An 18,180-nucleotide genomic window follows, 5' to 3' on the forward strand; every position below is an offset into this window, starting at 1 on the left:
ATGCCCGCAGGTGCGGTCAAATCCCGTCCATGCGAAGACGGTTGTGGGGGACCCGATGGACATCGGCACGCAGGGCTCGCAGGCCCCGGCCGAACTCGCCTGGCTGCGCGGCATCGACGCCTACACCATGGGCGCCTATCCGCAGGCGGAGGACGAGTTCAGGACCGCGGTTCGGATCGATCCCGGAATGGCGGACGCCTGGCTCGGGCTGCACGCGCTCCGGGTCGACACCACGACCGCCCTCCTGCGCATGTACCGCAACCGGGAGCGCTTCGGCGAGCAGCGGGCCCGGCACCGCCGCACGCTGAACTCCTGGTACTGGCTCGGGTGGTGGGTCCAGCCCGTCCTGGAGAGCCCCCGCGACCTGCTCCTCGCGCACGCCTCCCACTGGCTCGACGGCCGGCACGTACCGGAACTCGACCGGGCGCTCGCCGGGCTCCCGCCGGTCGACACCGACCCTCAGGTCCGCTTCCTGCACGCCTGCCGCGCCTACCTGGTCAAGGACTGGGACCAGCTCGTCCGGCACACCGAGACCCTCGTCGACGACCCGCTCCTCGGCATCGAGGCCGGCCTCTTCGGCGGCATGGCCCGGGTCCGCCTGGAGATGTACGGGCAGGCCGAACCCCTGCTCTCCGCCTCGCTGATGCGCTGTCGCAGCGAGCAGCCGCAGCGCAAGGAGCTCCGCTACTGGCTCGCCCGCGCCCACGAGGGCACCGGGCGCAGCGCCGCCGCCCTGCCTCTCTACCGGGCCGTCCACCGGGTCGACCCCGCGTTCATGGACACGGCCGCGCGGCTCGCGGCCATCGCCGAGTACGACGGCTTCGAGGGGTACGAGGGCGTGGACGACCCGTCCGGCCTCGCGACGGTCGCCCTGGGCTCGACGGGCGGCGGGGCGGGCACGCCCGGCGGGGGAACGGGTACGGAGACTGCGGACGCCGCGGGGGACGGCGAGGGCGACGGGCTGCGGCTCGCGCCGGAACCGGGCGCGCCCCTTCCCGTACCGCCGCTCCCGACCGTTCCGCCGACCGAGACCGCCCGGCACAAGTCGGCACTCCCCCACCAGGCCGGGCCGCCGCGTTTCCCCGCCGGTCCCACCGACCCCGTCCTGCTCGCCGAGGCGCTCGCCGAGCTGGAGGGGATGGTCGGGCTCGATCCGGTGAAACGCCAGGTCAAGGCGCTCTCCGCGCAGTTGGAGATGGCGCGGCTCCGCGCGGACCAGGGGCTTCCGGTCCAGCCGCCCAAACGCCACTTCGTCTTCTCCGGCCCCTCCGGCACCGGGAAGACCACGGTCGCCCGGATCCTGGGCCGGGTCTTCTACGCCCTGGGACTGCTCGGCGGCGACCACCTCGTGGAGGCGCAACGGGCAGACCTCGTGGGCGAGTTCCTGGGCCAGACGGCGGTGAAGGCGAACGAGCTCATCGACTCGGCGCTCGGCGGGGTGCTCTTCGTCGACGAGGCGTACGCGCTCTCCAACACGGGCTACAGCAAGGGCGACGCGTACGGCGACGAGGCCCTCCAGGTGCTCCTCAAACGGGCCGAGGACAACCGCGACCACCTCGTGGTCATCCTGGCCGGCTACCCGGAGGGGATGGACCGGCTGCTCACCACCAACCCGGGGCTCTCCTCGCGCTTCACGACGCGGGTCGACTTCCCCTCGTACCGCCCGCTCGAACTCACCTCGATCGGCGAGGTCCTGGCGGCCGCCAACGGGGACGGCTGGGACGAGGAGGCGGTGGAGGAGCTGCGCTCGATCGCCGGGCACGTCGTCGAGCAGGGCTGGATCGACGAGCTCGGCAACGGCCGTTTCCTGCGGACGCTGTACGAGAAGTCCTGCGCGTACCGCGACCTGCGGCTCTCCGGCTACCCGGGCACGCCGACCCGGGACGACCTGGCCACGCTCCGGCTCGCCGACCTCATGCAGGCGTACGGGGAGGTGCTGTCGGGCCGCGGTCCGGTCGACCGCGGCCCTCAGCAGGAACCCCCCGGCTACTAGAACTCCTGGAAGGTGTCTAGCCGACGGGCAGCCGGTGGGCCGGGTCGCGGACCTCGCCCACCAGCATCTCCAGGGCGTCCTCCAGGGCAACCAGGCCCAGGACCCGCCCCGAGCAGTCCGCGACCTGCGCCAGGTGGGTCGCGGCGCGCCGCATCACGGTGAGGGCGTCGTCGAGCGGCAGCTCCGGGCGGAGCGTCGCCATCGGCCGCCAGAGCTGGTGCGGGACGGCCCGCTCCCGCTCCTCCAGGTCGAGGACGTCCTTCACGTGCACGAAGCCCATGAAGGTGCCGGACGCCTCTGCGCGGACGGGGAAGCGCGAGTAGCCGGTCCGTACGGTCAGCTCCTCGATCTCTCGCGGGGTGACCGACGGCGGGACCGTGACCAGGGCCGACGGCGCGATGAGGACGTCCGTCACCGGGCGGCTGCCCAGCTCCAGGGCGTCTTCCAGTCGCTCCTGTTCGGCCGGGTCGAGCAGACCCGCCTGGCCCGCGTCCTCCACGAGCCGGCCGAGCTGCGTCCGGGTGAAGACGGCCTCCACCTCGTCCTTCGGCTCGACCTTGAAGACCCGCAGGACGAGCCGGGCACAGGTGCCGAGCGCGGCCGTGACCGGGCGGCAGAGCCGGGCGAAGCCGACGAGCCCGGGCGCGAGCCAGAGCGCCGTCTTCTCGGGCGCTGCCATCGCCAGGTTCTTCGGGACCATCTCGCCGATCACGAGGTGGAGGAAGACGACCGCGGCGAGGGCGATGACGTAGCCGAGGGGGTGGATCAGGCCCTCGGGGACACCGGCCGTGTGGAAGACCGGTTCGAGGAGACCCGCGACCGTCGGCTCCGCGACGGCGCCGAGGGTGAGCGAGCAGACCGTGATGCCGAACTGGGCCGCCGCCATCATCTGCGGCAGGTTCTCCAGTCCGTGCAGGACCTGCTGGGCGCGGGCGCCGCCGAGCGGCTCGATCTGGCTGCGGCGGACGGAGACGAGCGCGAACTCGGCCCCGACGAAGAAGCCGTTGGCCAGCACGAGCAGGACGGCGAAGACCAGCTGGAGCAGTTGCAGGGTGCTCATCGGACCGCCCCCGCCACCGCGGCGACGCCGACGGTCTCCGCCGCCTCTTCCGTACGGACGATCCGGACGCGCTCGGCCCGGTACCGGTCGACCTGGCGGACCGAGAGCCGCCAGCCGGGGAGTTCGGCCCGGTCGCCCGGGGCGGGGATCCGCCCGAGGAGGTCGGCGACGAGCCCGGCGACGGTCTCGTACGGCCCGGCGGGCACGTCGAGGCCTATCCGGCGCAGGGTGTGGACCCGGCAGGAGCCGTCCGCGTCCCAGGTGGGCCGGCCGTCCTCGGCGGGCGCGGCGGCCAGCTCGGGACGCCCGTCGGCGGGGGTGTCGTGCTCGTCGCGGACCTCGCCGACGAGCTCCTCCACGATGTCCTCCAGGGTGACGACACCCGCCGTGCCGCCGTACTCGTCGACGACGACCGCGATGGGCTGTTCCCGGCGCAGCCGCTCCAGGAGGGCCTGGGCGGGCAGGGTGCCGGGGACGAGGAGCGGCGGGACCGAGATCCGGCCGACGGGGGTACGGAGCCGGGCGTGCGGGGCGACCGCGAGGGCGTCCTTGAGGTGGACCATGCCGACGATCTCGTCGATGCGCTCGCGGTAGACCGGGAAGCGCGAGAGGCCGGTGGCCCGGGTGAGGTTGAGGACGTCGGCCGCGGTCGCGTCCCACTGGAGGGCGCTGACCTTCACGCGCGGGGTCATGACCTGCTCGGCGGTGAGTCCGCCGAGGGAGAGGGTCCGTACGAAGAGGTCGGCGGTGTCCTGTTCGAGCGCGCCGGCCAGGGCCGAGTGCTGCGCGAGCGAGACGAGCTCGCCCGGGGTGCGGACGGAGTCCAGCTCCTCGGTGGGCTCGACGCCCAGGAGCCGGACCAGCCGGTTGGCGACCCGGTTGAGCAGCGAGATCACCGGCCGGAAGAGCGCGGAGAAGTGACGCTGCGGGGTGGCGACGAAGCGGGCGACCTGGAGCGGCCGGGAGACCGCCCAGTTCTTCGGCACGAGCTCGCCCACGACCATCTGGAGGGCGGAGGCGAGCAGCATCCCGATCACCACCGCGATCCCGGAGACGGCCCCGGAGGGCAGCCCGGTCGCGGTGAGCGGCCCGTGCAGGAGCCCGGCGAGCGCGGGCTCGGCGAGCATGCCGACGACGAGCGAGGTGATCGTGATGCCGAGCTGGGTGCCGGAGAGCTGGAAGGAGAGCTCGCGGAGCGCGGTGACCACGGTGCGGGCGCGCCGGTCGCCGGCGGCCGCGGCCCGCTCGGCCTCGGCACGCTCGACGGTCACGAGACCGAACTCGGCGGCCACGAAGAAGCCGTTGGCGAGGATGAGGAGGAAGGCCGCGAAGAGCAGCAGGAGAGAGACGATCATGCCGCCGCCTCCGGAGAGGTGGCGGCGCGGGTACTACCGGATGATCCGTCCATTGCTGGAGGGAGTCACTCCTCGGGTCGAAGGGGGGGCCTCGCGGGCCGTGAAACGAGGGCCCTGCACGTGCGAGGCGGTGGTGCCGCTCGGCACCACCGCCTCCAGAGTAGTCACGCGAACGCCCCGCGTGGCAGGGGGTCAGCCCCGTATGGGGGACAGATCGGGGTTCCCCCTGGCTGCCACCCCTGCGGGAAACCCGGGTTTCAGGCCGCTTCCGCGCCCGTCCCGTGCTGGTCCGCCAGGGCCCGCAGGGCGCGGGCGTCCCGGATCGCGGACTCCTTGGCGATGCCGGGCTGGATGCCGAGCGCGGGCATGCTCGTACCGTCGCTGAGGTCGAGGAAGACCCACGGGTCGCCGGGGCGGAGGTTGACCTTGAGGATCTCCGCCCAGGCGAGCCGCCGCGTCCGGGTGATGTTGACGACCGTGACGCCCTCGTCGTCCGCGACGACCTTGGGGCGGCTGAGCAGGACGAGGACCCCGGTGAGCAGCGCCGCCGTGAAGACGAAGCTGACGCGCTCCCCCGGGCTCAGCCGCTCCAGCATCAGCGCGACGGCGGTGATGACGGCGAACATCGCGGTGCCGATGGTCAGCAGGACGGCCCGGGTGCGCCCGGGACGGAAGGTGACCGGAAGGGCGGGGGCAGTCGTCTGGGACATCGGGGGTTCCTCGGAGCCTGGGGACGTGCGTACGGGCCCTGGGGGTACGGGCCTGGGGGTACGGGGCCTGGGACCGGCCGTCAGAGGCGGCAGGCGTGGATGGCGGTGGTGAGGATGGCGCGGGCGCCGATCTCGTACAGGTCGTCCATGATCCGCTGCGCCTCCTTGGCGGGAACCATCGCGCGGACGGCGACCCAGCCCTCGTTGTGCAGCGGGGAGACGGTCGGCGACTCGAGGCCCGGGGTGAGGGCGACGGCCTGCTCCAGGTGCTCGGCGCGGCAGTCGTAGTCCATCATCACGTACGAGCGGGCGACCAGGACGCCCTGGAGGCGGCGCAGGAACTGCTGGACCTGCGGGTGGTCGTCCGAGGCGCCGTGGCGGCGGACGACGACGGCCTCGGAGGTGAGGATCGGCTCGCCGATGACCTCCAGGCCGGCGTTGCGCAGGCTGGTGCCGGTCTCGACGACGTCCGCGATGACCTGGGCGACGCCCAGCTGGATCGCGGTCTCGACGGCGCCGTCGAGGTGGACGACGGAGGCGTCGATGCCCTGGTCGGCGAGGTGCTTGGCGACGATGCCCTCGTAGGAGGTGGCGATCGTCATGCCGCCGAAGTCCTCCACGCCGTTCGCGGTGCCCGGGCGGGTCGCGTAACGGAAGGTGGAGCGGCCGAAGTTGAGCGGGAGGATCTCCTCCGCGCTGGCTCCGGAGTCCAGGAGCAGGTCACGGCCGGTGATGCCGATGTCCAGCTTCCCGGAGGCCACGTAGATCGCGATGTCCTTCGGACGCAGGTAGAAGAACTCGACCTCGTTGTCGGGGTCGATCACCACCAGTTCCTTGGACTCTTTGCGCTGGCGGTAGCCGGCCTCATGGAGCATGGCCGACGCAGGTCCGGAGAGGGAACCCTTGTTCGGAACGGCGATGCGCAGCATGAGGTCAGCTTCCTTTGCCTGAGATCTGTGGGACTTGTGGGACGTGTGGGTTGAAAGGGGGAACCGGTCGGCTCAGAGGTGGGCGTAGACGTCGTCGAGCGAGATCCCGCGGGCGACCATCATCACCTGGACGTGGTACAGCAGCTGCGAGATCTCCTCGGCGGCCGCTTCCTTGCCCTCGTACTCGGCGGCCATCCAGACCTCGGCGGCCTCCTCGACGACCTTCTTGCCGATGGCATGGACACCCTTGTCCACCAGTTCCGCGGTGCGGGAGGTGGCCGGGTCGCCGGTCTCGGCCTTGAGCTTCAGCTCACCGAAGAGCTCTTCGAAAGTCTTACGGGTTCCGTTCGCCATGATGGTCCTTAGAGTACGGGGTGGAACGGCACCACCTAGCGCCAGGGTTCGCTGACCGTGCGCAGCGTGGTGGCGGTGGCGACGGCGGCGGTGACCGCTTCGTGCCCCTTGTCCTCGGAGGAGCCCTCGAGGCCGGCCCGGTCGAGGGCCTGCTCCTCGTTGTCGACGGTGAGGACGCCGAATCCGACGGGTACGCCGGTGTCGATCGAGACCTGGGTGAGGCCGTGGGTCACGCCCTGGCACACGTACTCGAAGTGCGGGGTTCCGCCCCGGATGACCACACCGAGCGCGACGATGGCATCGTAGCCGCGCCCGGCGAGGACCTTGGCCACGACCGGGAGCTCGAAGCTGCCGGGGACGCGCAGCAGGGTGGGCTCGTCGATGCCGAGCTCGGCGAGGGCGCGCAGGGCGCCGTCGACGAGGCCGTCCATGATCTTCTCGTGCCACTGGGCCGCGATGACCGCGACCCGGAGGTCGCCGCAGTTCTTCACGCTGAGGACGGGTGCGCCCTTGCCGCTCATGTCTCTCCTAGCCGTTTCTACGTACGTACGTGCTTGACGGAACTGCCGGGTCTTACTGGTTGCCGCAGGTGGAACCCTGCGAGCCGTCGAGCCACGGCAGGTCGTGGCCCATCCGGTCCCGCTTGGTGCGCAGGTAGCGGAGATTGTGCTCGCCGGCCGTGACCGGCATGGGCTCGCGCCCCTCGACCCGCAGACCGTGCCGGGTGAGGGCCTCGATCTTGTCGGGGTTGTTGGTCATCAGGCGCAGGCCCCGGACGCCGAGGTCGCCGAGGATCTGCGCCCCGGCCGCGTAGTCCCGGGCGTCGGCGGGCAGGCCGAGTTCCAGGTTGGCGTCGAGGGTGTCGCGGCCCTGCTCCTGGAGCTCGTACGCGCGCAGCTTGGAGAGCAGGCCGATGCCGCGCCCCTCGTGGCCGCGCAGGTAGACGACGACGCCGCGGCCGGCCTCCTGGATGCGGTCCATGGAGGCCTGGAGCTGGGGGCCGCAGTCGCAGCGGAGCGAGTGGAAGATGTCCCCGGTCAGGCACTCGGAGTGGACCCGGACGAGGACGTCCTCGCCGTCGCCGATCTCGCCGTGCACGAGGGCGACGTGCTCGACGCCGTCCACGGTGGAGCGGTATCCGTACGCCGTGAAGTCGCCGTGCGCGGTGGGGAGCCGGACCTCGGCCTCGCGGCGCACGGTCGGCTCGGCGGAGCGGCGGTAGGCGATCAGGTCCTCGATGGAGATGATCGTGAGGCCGTGCTTGCGCGCGAAGGGCACCAGCTCGGGCAGCCGCAGCATGACGCCGTCCTCGCCGGCGATCTCGACGATCGCGCCGGCCGGGCGCAGACCCGCGAGGCGGGCGAGGTCGACGGCGGCCTCGGTGTGGCCGTTGCGGGCGAGGACGCCGCCGGCCTTGGCGCGGAGCGGGAAGACGTGCCCGGGGCGGACGAAGTCGGAGGGCTCGTAACGGCCGCTCGCCAGCATCCGGAGGGTGGTGGCGCGGTCGGCGGCGGAGATGCCGGTGGTGACGCCGTGCTCGGGGGACGCGTCGACGGAGACGGTGAAGGCGGTCCGCATCGACTCGGTGTTGTGGTCGACCATCTGCGGGAGGTGGAGGCGCTGGAGCTCCTCGTCCTCCATGGGGGCGCAGATGAGGCCGCGGCACTCGCTCATCATGAAGGCGACGATCTCGGGGGTCGCCTTCTCGGCGGCGATGACGAGGTCGCCCTCGTTCTCGCGGTCCTCGTCGTCGACGACGACGACGGGGCGCCCGGCGGCGATGTCCCGGATGGCCTGCTCGACGGGGTCGAGGGCGAGGTCGGTGGCGTCCCAGAGGGGGTGCTCGCTCAGATGCTCGCTCATGCGTGGGCTCCTTCCAGGACGGCGGTGCTGCGGGAACGCAGCCACCAGTCGCGCATGCCCCACAGGACGAGCGCGAAGTAGACGACGTACACGAGGCCGGAGAAGGCGAGGCCGCTGTTGAAGGCGAGGGGGACGCCGACGAGGTCGACGAGGAGCCAGGCGAACCAGAACTCGACGAGACCGCGGGCCTGGGCGACCATCGCGACGAGGGTGCCGACGAAGATGTACGCGTCGGCCCACGGGCTCCAGGAGAGCGACGGGTAGAGGGTGAAGAGCCCGCCGACGGCGAGGGTGCCGACGACCGCGCCCGCCAGGAGCAGGCCGCGCTCCTTCCAGGTGGCGAAGCGGACGGCGATGGAGCCGTCCTGCGCCTGCTGCTTCCCGCGGTTCCACTGCCACCAGCCCCAGGCGGCGACGCCGATGACGAGGAGCTGCTTGCCGACACCGCCGGCGAGGTTCGCGGAGGCGTAGGCGCCGACGAGGACCAGCCCGGAGAGGAGCTGGGCCGGCCAGGTCAGGATGGACCGGCGCCAGCCGAGCGCGAGGGCTATGAGCCCGATCGTGTTGCCGATCAGGTCGGACCAGATGATCTTCTGGTCGAAGACCGTGAACGCCACGGAGTTGAGCGAGTTCACTTGACGTTCTCCCGGGCGCTGGGGCCGAGCAGCCGCTCGACGTACTTGGCGATGACGTCCACTTCGAGGTTGACCGGGTCGCCGGACTGCTTGAGGCCGAGCGTGGTCAGGGCGAGGGTGGTGGGGATGAGGCTGATGGTGAACCAGTCGTCGGCGACCTCGACGACGGTGAGGCTGACGCCGTCGACCGTGATCGAGCCCTTCTCGACGACGTACCGGGAGAGGTGCGCCGGCAGGCCGACCTTGACGAGCTCCCAGTGCTCGGACGGGGTCCGTTCGAGGACGGTGCCGGTGCCGTCCACGTGGCCCTGGACGATGTGACCGCCGAGGCGGCCGCCGACGGCCATGGGCCGCTCCAGGTTGACGCGGCTGCCGACGGCGAGGGCGCCGAGGCTGGAGCGCTTGAGGGTCTCGGCCATGACGTCGGCGGTGAACTCGCCGTCGCCGAACTCGACGACCGTGAGACAGACACCGTTGACGGCGATGGAGTCGCCGTGCTGGGCGCCTTCCGTGACCAGGGGGCCGCGCAGGCGGAAGCGGGAGGCGTCCTCCAGCTGCTCGACGGCGACGACCTCGCCCAGTTCTTCGACGATTCCGGTGAACACGGTCAGCGCTCCTTCTGGGGAGTGGCGGTGATGCGAAGGTCGGGTCCGCAGCGGACGGTCTCGGTGATGTCGAGCCGCAACGCGTCGGTGATGGTGCCGATTCCCGCGTCGGCGAGGGCCTGGGGGCCCGCGCCGAGGAGAACCGGGGCGAGGTAGCCGACGACCTGGTCGACGGCGCCCGCCGCGAGGAAGGCGCCCGCGAGGGTGGGGCCGCCTTCGAGGAGGACGGAGCGGACGCCGCGCGCGTGCAGGGCGTCCAGGAGGGCCGGTACGGAGAGACCGCGCTCGGCCCTGGGAAGGCGTACGAGCTCCGCGCCAGAGGTCTCTACCACCGACGTGTCGGCGTCCTCCGCCACGGCGATCAGGGTCGGTGCGGCGTCGTCCAGGACGCGGGCGCCGGGCTTGACGGCGCTCGCCTCGGTGTCGACGACGACCCGCAGCGGCTGGACGGCCCCTTCGATGCCCCGTACGGCCAGGTGGGGGTCGTCGGCGCGGGCGGTGCCGGAGCCGACCACGACGGCGTCGGCCTCGGCGCGGAGCCGGTGGACGTCGGCGCGGGACTCGGCGGAGGTGATCCAGCGGGAGGTGCCGTCGGCGGCGGCACTACGGCCGTCGAGCGTGGCGGCGTACTTCCAGCGGACGAAGGGGCGGCCCCGGCGTACGGAGGTGAGCCAGGCGATGTTGACCGCCTCGGCCTCGTCCTCCAGGAGCCCCCGGGAGACCTCGACCCCGGCGGCGCGCAGGGTCTCCGCACCACCTGTGGCCTGCGGGTTCGGGTCGCCGACCGCGTACACGACCCGGCTGACCCCGGCCTCGGTCAGGGCCTGCGCGCAGGGGCCGGTGCGGCCGGTGTGGTTGCAGGGTTCGAGGGTGACGTAGGCGGTGCCGCCGCGGGCCAGGACGCCTGCCTCGCGCAGGGCGTGGACCTCGGCGTGCGGGCCGCCGGCGCGCTGGTGCCAGCCCTCGCCGACCGGGTGGCCGGAGGCGTCGGTGATGACGCAGCCGACGACGGGGTTGGGGCTCGTGGCGCCGGTTCCGCGTGCGGCGAGCGCGACGGCTCGGCGCATGGCGGTGATGTCGGCCTGCTGGGCCACCGGGTCCTCCTGCCTCTTCGGGCACGGACTCCGGGGCTGTCGATGACGACAGAGAGCGGGCAGGACACCTCACACAGGGTGCGCCGAAAGGGCCGCGTCCCACGGGTACGCCGAAGCGGCACGAGCCGACACGGCGACCAGCGGACGATACGGCCGGCACACCCCTGGAGAGGGGTCACCCGCCGCGCACTGCCTCCCATCCGGACTTTCACCGTCGGTCCAGGAATCTCACCTGGTCAACCGGCCGCTGGCTGCGGACGGGTCGCGGACTATAACCGCCGGTTCGGAATTACACCGACCCCGGAGTGCGCTGCTGCTGATACAGGGCCAGTGTGCCACGCCCGGCGACTACTCATGCGGCCGGAGGCTGTGGCCTGGCTCACAGGAGAGCAATATCTCCCGACATGGTCCAGACCTATTGACGCACTGGTCTAGTCCTCTTAATGTCCGTGTCACCTCCGAGGTACTCGGCCCGACGGTGTGCGCACTCCCCGGGCCCAACACGACCCACCCCCTTGTTCGTTGTGTTTTCCCCCGCCCCAGGAGGAACCCATCGTGTTGTCCCCCACGACCAAGAGAGCCTCTGCGCTCGCGTCCGGCGCGGCGGTCGCCGGCCTGCTGCTCAGCTCTCTCTCCGGCGGCGTCTCGTACGCGGCCGACAACGAGTCCTGTCGTCCCGACGGGCTCTACAAGACCCCCGGCGTCGACGTCCCCTACTGCTCGGTCTACGACACCGAGGGCCGCGAGAAAATGGGCGCGGACCACCAGCGCCGGGTCATCGGCTACTTCACCGGCTGGCGCGACGGAAAGAACGGCCAGCCCGCCTACCTGGCCAAGGACATTCCGTGGGACAAGATCACCCACATCAACTACGCCTTCGGCCACATCGGCGGTGACAACAAGCTCTCCGTCGGGACGGACGGTCCGAACAACGCGGCCACGGGGATGACCTGGCCCGGCGTCGCCGGTGCCGAGATGGACCCCTCCTTCGCGTACAAGGGGCACTTCAACCTGCTCAACAAGTTCAAGAAGCAGCACCCGAACGTCAAGACGCTGATCTCGGTCGGCGGCTGGGCGGAGACCGGCGGCTACTTCGCGGACAACGGCGACCGGGTCAACTCCGGCGGCTTCTACTCGATGGCCACCAACGCCGACGGCTCGGTCAACCAGGCCGGCATCGACACCTTCGCGGCCTCCGCGGTCGACTTCATCCGCAAGTACGGGTTCAACGGCGTCGACATCGACTACGAGTACCCGACCACGATGAAGGACGCGGGCAACCCGCTCGACTGGACCTTCGCCAACGCGCGCCGCGCCGGGCTCGTGCAGGGCTACGCGGCCCTCATGAAGTCCCTGCGCGAGAAGCTGGACACGGCCGGCGCCGCCGACGGCAAGCACTACATGCTGACCGTCGCCGCCCCCTCCTCCGGCTACCTGCTGCGCGGCATGGAGACGTTCCAGATGCAGAAGTACCTGGACTACGTCAACATCATGTCCTACGACCTGCACGGCGCCTGGAACGAGTACGTCGGTCCGAACGCCTCGCTCTTCGACGACGGCAAGGACGGCGAGCTCGCCGCGGCCAACGTCTACGGCTCCTCGCAGTACGGCGGCATCGGCTACCTCAACACCGACTGGGCCTACCACTACTTCCGCGGCTCGATGCCGGCCGGCCGCATCAACATCGGCCTGCCGTACTACACCCGCGGCCACAAGAACGTGCAGGGCGGCACCGACGGCCTGTGGGGCAAGGCCTCCGCGGCCACCTGCCCGGCCGGCGCGGGTCTGACCAAGTGCGGTGACGGCGCCACCGGCATCGACAACCTGTGGCACGACAAGGACACCAACGGTGTCGAGTCGCCCGCGGGCTCCAACCCGATGTGGCACGCCAAGAACCTCGAGAAGGGGATCGTCGGCGACTACGTCACCCAGTACGGCTTCCCGGCGAACACCACGCTGACCGGCACCTACGCCCGCAAGTACGACTCGACCCTGGTCGCGCCGTGGCTGTGGAACGCGCAGAAGAAGGTCTTCCTCTCCACCGAGGACGAGCAGTCCGTGGCCGCCAAGGCCGACTACGTGGTCGACCGCGGCATCGGCGGCACCATGGTCTGGGAGATGGCCGGCGACTACGCCTGGAACGCCACCAAGGGCCAGTACGAGATGGGCTCCACGCTCACCTCGCTGATGTACGACAAGTTCAAGGCCGCCACCCCGTACGGCGCGAAGAAGTCCAACAAGGCGCTGCCGACCCAGGCCGTGAACATCGAGACCGCGTTCACCGAGTTCAAGCTGGGCGACTCGAACTACCCGATCACGCCGAAGATCAAGATCACCAACAAGACCGCGACGACGCTGCCCGGCGGCACGGAGTTCCAGTTCGACTACTCCACCTCGGCCCCGGCCAACGCCTCCGACCAGTCCGGCTTCGGCACCAAGGTCATCAGCAGCGACCACACGGGCTCCAACGTGGGCGGCCTGAAGGGCGACTTCCACCGCGTCTCGCTGAAGCTCCCGGCCTGGCAGTCGCTGGCCCCCGGCGCGACGATCGACCTGGCGTTCAACTACTACCTGCCGGTGTCCACCCCCTCCAACTGGACGGTGAACATCAACGGCACGACGTACGCCCTCGCCGGTGACCTGGCGCGCGGCACGACGGTCGTGGAGCCCGGCTCCACCACCCCGCCGACCACGCCGCCCACCACCCCGCCGACGACTCCCCCGACCACGCCTCCGACCACGCCCCCGACGACCCCGCCGACGACGCCGCCCACCACGGGCTGCACCGCCCCGGCGTACGTGGCCGGCACGGTCTACAACGCGGGCAACCTCGTCTCCCACAAGGGCCACACCTGGAAGGCCGGCTGGTGGACCCAGAACGAGGAGCCGGGTACGACCGGCGAGTGGGGCGTCTGGAAGGACCAGGGCACCTGCTGACGCGGAACCCCTGAGCCCCACCCCCTGATACCCCCCGGCGGCGGACACTCACGGCCCTTGCCGCCGCCGGGCTCCCACGCCGAACGCCGCACTCCCCTTCCGGGGGGGGTGCGGCGTTCGGCGTTCGGCGTTCCGCCTTCGGCGTTTCCCGGTCCCCTACGGGAACAGGTCGTCCTGCGCCGCGTCGCGGGCGCGCAGGAGCGCGCCCCGGAGGACGGCCGCGTCGCCGAGGGCGGTCGCCCGGACCCCGGTGCGCAACGGCGAGAGCCGCGCGAGCGCGGCCTCCACACGCGAGGCCAGACCGGGCCCGCCCCGGTGCCCGGTCTCCCCACCGAGCACCACACAGCCGGGGTCCAGCACGGAGGCGACGGCGGCGGCCCCGATCGCGAGGCGCTGAGCCAACGCGTCGAGAAAGGCGTCGCGCGGGCCGCCGGAGGCGGACACGGACGCCGGTCCGAACGCCTCGCCGGAGGCGGGCATCACCGCCGGGCCGAGCCCCTCGCCGAAGGCGGACACGGACGCCCCGCCCGGCCCCTCGCCGAGGCCGGCCGCGGACGCCGGACCGAACGCCCCACCAGGGGCAGGCGGCGAAGCCGGCTCTTCACCGGCGGCCGGGACGACCGCCGAGCCCGGGCGCTCACCCGGGGCGGACACGGACGCCGGTCCGAACGCCTCGCCGGAGGCGGGCATCACCGCGGGGCCGCGCCCCTCGCCGGAGGCGGGTAGGGACGCCGGTCCGAACGCCTCGCCGGAGGCGGGCATCACCGCCGGGCCGTGCCCCCCGCCGGAGGCGGGCACTGACGCTCCGCCCGACCCCGCGACGGAGGCAGGCACTGACGCTCCGCCCGACCCCTCGCCGGAGGCGGAGGCGACCGGCGGGTTCCCGGCGGAGGCGGTCGTCGGTTCGTGATCCGGTTCGGGGGCGAGTGCCGTCCTCGGGTCCAGGCCGTGGGTGGTGGCGAGGGATTCGACGGCCGCCGCGCAGGCCAGTTCGTGGAAGCCGCCGTCGCAGCCCGTGCCCGACGGGAGGCCGGAGGTGCCGGGGACGGGCAGGAAGCCGATCTCGCCCGCGCCGCCGGAGGCCCCGCGCCGGACCCGGCCGCCGAGGACGACGGCGGCGCCGACGCCCTGGCCGAGCCAGAGGAGTACGAAGTCCTCGCGGCCGCGGGCCGCTCCCTCGCGGAGTTCGGCCACGGCGGCGAGGTTGGTCTCGTTCTCGACGAGTACGCGGGCGGGCAGCCGTTCCTGGAGGACGGCGACGAGCCGCCGGTGCCAGGCGGGCAGCCCGGTGGAGTCGCGGAGTTCGCCGGTGGCGGGGTCGATCAGGCCGGGCGCGCCCACGGCCACGGTGTGGAGCCGGTCGACGCCGGCCTCCTTCGCGGTCCGTTCCAGGAGGGTGACCGCCTTCTCCACGGCGGGTCCGGTGCCGTGGTCGTCGCCGACCGGCACCGACGCCTCGGCGAGCGTGGTGCCGAGGAGGTCGGCGACGACGACGGAGACCGAGTCGGTCCGCACGTCGAGCGCCGCGAGGTGCGCGCGCTCGGCCACGATCCCGTACAGCTTGGCGTTGGGGCCCCGGCGCTCCGCGCCCGACTCCCCCACGACGTGGACGAGGCCGGATTCCCGGAGCCGCTCGACGAGGTCGGCGACGGTCGGGCGGGAGAGTCCGGTGAGGGTCTTGAGCTGAGCGGCCGTCAACGGGCCCTCGTCCTGGAGGAGTCGCAGGGCGAGCCGGTCGTTGATGGCCCGCGCGGTGCTCGGGGATGCGGCCATACGGGGATCCTCTCAGACGCGGTGCTGCCGGGAATCCCTCCCGCTCTCTATTTATCAGGAAGGGTCCCTGATAGTTTACGGCCACACCACTTCACTCGGCACAGGGAGGGACCATGGCGGCCCAGACCGTCTTCGGCACCGAGCGCCTGCGACGGGCGCGCTTCGCCGTCGCCGCCGTCTTCTGCGTCCACGGCGCGGTCACCGGCAGCTTCGCGACCCGCATCCCCTGGATCCAGGAGCACGCGGGCGTCAGCGCCGGTCAGCTGGGCCTCGCCCTCGCCTTCCCCGCGCTCGGCGCCTCCCTCGCGATGCCGCTGGCCGGGGCCGTCTCCCACCGCCTCGGCGCGCGCAGGGCGCTGCGCGTCCTGCTGGCCCTGTGGACCCTCTCCCTCACGCTCCCCTCGCTCGCCCCGAACATCTGGGGCCTGTGCGGGGTGCTCTTCGTGTACGGGGCGACCGCCGGCATGTCCGACGTGGCGATGAACGCCCTGGGGGTCGAGACCGAGACCCGGCTCGGGAAGTCCATCATGTCGAGCCTGCACGGCATGTGGAGCGTGGGCGCGCTGCTCGGCTCCGCCGCCGGCACGCTCGCCGCCCACCTCGGCGGGGACGCCCGGATCCACCACCTGATCGCCGCCCTCACGCTCACCGCGCTCGGCCTGGTCTTCTGCCAGGGCGTCCTCGACGTGCAGAGCGCGCCGGACGAGGAGGCGCCGCCGCGCTTCTCGCTGCCGCCCAAGTCCGCGCTGGTCATCGGCGCCATCGGTTTCTGCGCCGTCTTCGCCGAAGGCGCCAGCCTCGACTGGTCCGCCGTCTACCTCCGCGACGAGCTGTCCGCCTCGGCCGGGGCCGCGGCCGCCTCCACGACGGCCTTCGCCCTGACGATGGCGGTGGCCCGGCTGGTCGGCGACCGGGTCGTGGACCGCTTCGGGGCGGTCCGTACGGTACGGGCCGGGGGCGCCGTCGCCACCCTCGGCGGCCTCATGGTGGTCCTCGCCCCGCACGCCGCCGTCGCGATGGCCGGATTCGGTCTGATCGGCCTCGGCATCGCGGTCGTCGTTCCGCTCGCCTTCGCCGCCGCCGCCCGCAGCGGACCGAACCCCAGCCAGGCCATCGCGGGCGTCGCCACCATCACGTACACCTCGGGCCTCATCGCCCCCTCGGCGATCGGCGGCATCGCCGACGCGACCTCGCTGGTCTTCTCCTTCGGGCTGGTCACGCTGCTCGCCCTGGGCCTCGTGGTCGGCGCCGGGGTGCTGCGGACCGGGCCGCGCGGGGCCACCGCGAAGGCGGGCCGGACGGAGGACGCGCCGGCGAGGAGCGGGGGCCCGGTCGCCTGACCGGGCGCCGCTCCGGCCCCTCCCCCCGTAAAGCGGTACCGGCGGGTCATCACGCTTAGCATGTGGCTGGACTTTTACGGTCACGCCCCTCGCGAGCGGCGGGCCGCCGACACCTCTGAACGGGAGCGACCTCATGAACCTCGGCGTGCGCTGGACCCTGCACGGCGACGGGAGAACACCGGCTCCCGGGGCCGTCGTCCGGCCGGACGAGCGGCTCTCCTGGCCCCGTACCGTCGGCCTCGGCGCCCAGCACGTCGTCGCCATGTTCGGTGCGTCGTTCGTCGCTCCGGTCCTCATGGGGCTCGACCCGAACCTCGCGATCATGCTGTCCGGTGTCGCGACCGCGATCTTCCTGCTCGCGACCCGCGGCACCGTCCCGTCCTACCTGGGCTGCTCGCTCTCCTTCGTCGGCGTCGCCGCCGCCATCCGGGCCTCCGGCGGCACCAGCGCCACCGTCACCGGCGCGGTGTTCGTCGTCGCCGTGGTGCTCTTCCTCGCGGGTCTCGCCGTGCGGAAGTTCGGCGCGCGGATCATCCACGCGGCGATGCCGCCGATCGTGACCGGCGCCGTCGTCATGCTGATCGGCTTCAACCTGGCCCCGGTCACCGCCTCCACGTACTGGCCGCAGGACCAGTGGACGGCGCTGCTCGTGATGCTCTTCACCGGCCTGGCCGTCGTCTGTCTGCGCGGCTTCTGGTCCCGGATCGCGATCTTCCTGGGCCTGGTCTTCGGCTACGCCATCTCCTGGGTCTTCGACCTGGTCTTCGGCAAGATCCACTCGATGTCCCCGAGCGGGCAGGTCACCGACCACTGGCGGCTCGACCTCTCCGGCGTCGGGAAGGCCGACTGGATCGGCCTCCCCTCCTTCCACGGCCCGAGCTTCGAGTGGTCCGCGATCCTCGTCGCCCTGCCCGTCGTCATCGCCCTGATCGCCGAGAACGCCGGTCACGTCAAGGCCGTCGGCGAGATGACCGGCGACAACCTGGACGACAAGCTGGGCACCGCCATCGCCGCCGACGGCGCCGCCTCGATGCTGTCGACGGCCGTGGGCGGCCCGCCGAACACCACGTACTCCGAGAACATCGGCGTCATGGCCGCCACCCGGGTCTACTCCACCGCCGCCTACTGGGCCGCCGCCGGCTTCGCGCTCCTCTTCGGCCTCTGCCCGAAGTTCGGCGCGATCGTCGCCGCGATCCCCGGCGGTGTCCTCGGCGGCATCACCGTCATCCTGTACGGCATGATCGGCCTCCTCGGCGCCCAGATCTGGATCAACGCCAAGGTCGACCTGCGCAACCCGCTCAACCTGGTCCCGGCCGCCGCCGGCATCATCATCGGCGTCGGCGGCGTGAAGCTGACCTTCACCGACACCTTCGAGCTCGGCGGCATCGCGCTCGGCACGATCGTCGTCATCACCGGTTACCACGTGCTGCGCGCCTTCGCCCCGGCCCACCTCAAGGAGCAGGAGCCCCTTCTGGACTCCGGCACCAGCTCGTACGAGAAGCGCGACGGCGACGCGTCGAAGAACTGACGGA

Annotated in this window: 14 protein-coding genes, 1 pseudogene and 1 riboswitch; of the genes and pseudogenes, 4 read left to right on the forward strand and 11 right to left on the reverse strand. The window is 72.2% G+C overall.

Features of this window, described 5'->3' with window-relative positions; genetic code table 11:
* The first annotated feature begins 55 nt into the window (after positions 1-55).
* On the forward strand, positions 56-1,993 hold the full coding sequence (locus tag ACFC0Z_RS25275) for an AAA family ATPase (RefSeq protein ID WP_376442117.1): 1,938 nt from the start codon (positions 56-58) through the stop codon (positions 1,991-1,993).
* Positions 1,994-2,009: 16 nt separating this feature from the next.
* On the opposite strand, the gene ACFC0Z_RS25280 is transcribed toward ACFC0Z_RS25275, so the two are convergent.
* From ACFC0Z_RS25280 to ribD, 10 genes are all read right to left on the reverse strand, one after another.
* Positions 2,010-3,044 (reverse strand): hemolysin family protein, encoded by a 1,035-nt coding sequence (locus ACFC0Z_RS25280; protein ID WP_376442498.1) that lies wholly within the window; start codon positions 3,042-3,044, stop codon positions 2,010-2,012.
* A 5-nt stretch (positions 3,045-3,049) separates the two neighbouring features.
* Complete coding sequence (locus ACFC0Z_RS25285) at positions 3,050-4,408, reverse strand: hemolysin family protein (RefSeq protein ID WP_376442119.1); 1,359 nt, start codon at positions 4,406-4,408, stop codon at positions 3,050-3,052.
* 257 nt (positions 4,409-4,665) lie between these two features.
* The gene (locus tag ACFC0Z_RS25290) at positions 4,666-5,118 is read right to left on the reverse strand and encodes a PH domain-containing protein (protein ID WP_376442121.1); all 453 of its coding nucleotides are present in this window, start codon (positions 5,116-5,118) and stop codon (positions 4,666-4,668) included.
* 80 nt (positions 5,119-5,198) lie between these two features.
* A complete protein-coding gene (hisG, locus tag ACFC0Z_RS25295) occupies positions 5,199-6,047 on the reverse strand; it encodes an ATP phosphoribosyltransferase (RefSeq protein ID WP_376442124.1) in 849 nt (282 codons plus the stop codon).
* Between the two features lie 72 nt (positions 6,048-6,119).
* Entirely contained in the window at positions 6,120-6,401 is a 282-nt protein-coding gene (locus ACFC0Z_RS25300) for a phosphoribosyl-ATP diphosphatase (protein WP_376442126.1), read from the reverse strand.
* Positions 6,402-6,436: 35 nt separating this feature from the next.
* Positions 6,437-6,922 (reverse strand): 6,7-dimethyl-8-ribityllumazine synthase, encoded by a 486-nt coding sequence (gene ribH / locus ACFC0Z_RS25305; RefSeq protein WP_189512609.1) that lies wholly within the window; start codon positions 6,920-6,922, stop codon positions 6,437-6,439.
* A 52-nt stretch (positions 6,923-6,974) separates the two neighbouring features.
* Positions 6,975-8,264 (reverse strand): bifunctional 3,4-dihydroxy-2-butanone-4-phosphate synthase/GTP cyclohydrolase II, encoded by a 1,290-nt coding sequence (locus ACFC0Z_RS25310; RefSeq protein ID WP_376442129.1) that lies wholly within the window; start codon positions 8,262-8,264, stop codon positions 6,975-6,977.
* Positions 8,261-8,899 (reverse strand): nicotinamide riboside transporter PnuC, encoded by a 639-nt coding sequence (locus tag ACFC0Z_RS25315; RefSeq protein WP_376442132.1) that lies wholly within the window; start codon positions 8,897-8,899, stop codon positions 8,261-8,263. The genes ACFC0Z_RS25310 and ACFC0Z_RS25315 overlap by 4 nt, the downstream gene beginning before the upstream one ends.
* A complete protein-coding gene (locus tag ACFC0Z_RS25320) occupies positions 8,896-9,504 on the reverse strand; it encodes a riboflavin synthase (RefSeq protein WP_376442134.1) in 609 nt (202 codons plus the stop codon). The genes ACFC0Z_RS25315 and ACFC0Z_RS25320 overlap by 4 nt, the downstream gene beginning before the upstream one ends.
* 2 nt (positions 9,505-9,506) lie before the next feature.
* A complete protein-coding gene (ribD, locus tag ACFC0Z_RS25325) occupies positions 9,507-10,598 on the reverse strand; it encodes a bifunctional diaminohydroxyphosphoribosylaminopyrimidine deaminase/5-amino-6-(5-phosphoribosylamino)uracil reductase RibD (protein ID WP_376442135.1) in 1,092 nt (363 codons plus the stop codon).
* A 182-nt stretch (positions 10,599-10,780) separates the two neighbouring features.
* A riboswitch (FMN riboswitch) is annotated at positions 10,781-10,911 on the reverse strand.
* A 242-nt stretch (positions 10,912-11,153) separates the two neighbouring features.
* On the opposite strand from ribD, the gene ACFC0Z_RS25330 reads away from it, so the two are divergent.
* Positions 11,154-13,535, forward strand: coding sequence for a chitinase C-terminal domain-containing protein (locus ACFC0Z_RS25330; RefSeq protein ID WP_376442137.1), 2,382 nt, complete (start codon positions 11,154-11,156; stop codon positions 13,533-13,535).
* Between the two features lie 936 nt (positions 13,536-14,471).
* On the opposite strand, the pseudogene ACFC0Z_RS25335 reads toward ACFC0Z_RS25330, so the two are convergent.
* Positions 14,472-15,308, reverse strand: a pseudogene (locus ACFC0Z_RS25335) (ROK family transcriptional regulator); the annotation flags it as partial.
* Between the two features lie 113 nt (positions 15,309-15,421).
* Between ACFC0Z_RS25335 and ACFC0Z_RS25340 the strand changes: the two are divergent.
* Entirely contained in the window at positions 15,422-16,648 is a 1,227-nt protein-coding gene (locus ACFC0Z_RS25340) for an MFS transporter (protein ID WP_376442140.1), read from the forward strand.
* Positions 16,649-16,781: 133 nt separating this feature from the next.
* Entirely contained in the window at positions 16,782-18,176 is a 1,395-nt protein-coding gene (locus tag ACFC0Z_RS25345) for a uracil-xanthine permease family protein (RefSeq protein WP_376442143.1), read from the forward strand.
* Positions 18,177-18,180: the final 4 nt, after the last annotated feature.

Origin of the sequence: Streptomyces sp. NPDC056144 (assembly GCF_042264145.1) — a bacterium.
Taxonomy (GTDB): Bacteria; Actinomycetota; Actinomycetes; order Streptomycetales; family Streptomycetaceae; genus Streptomyces.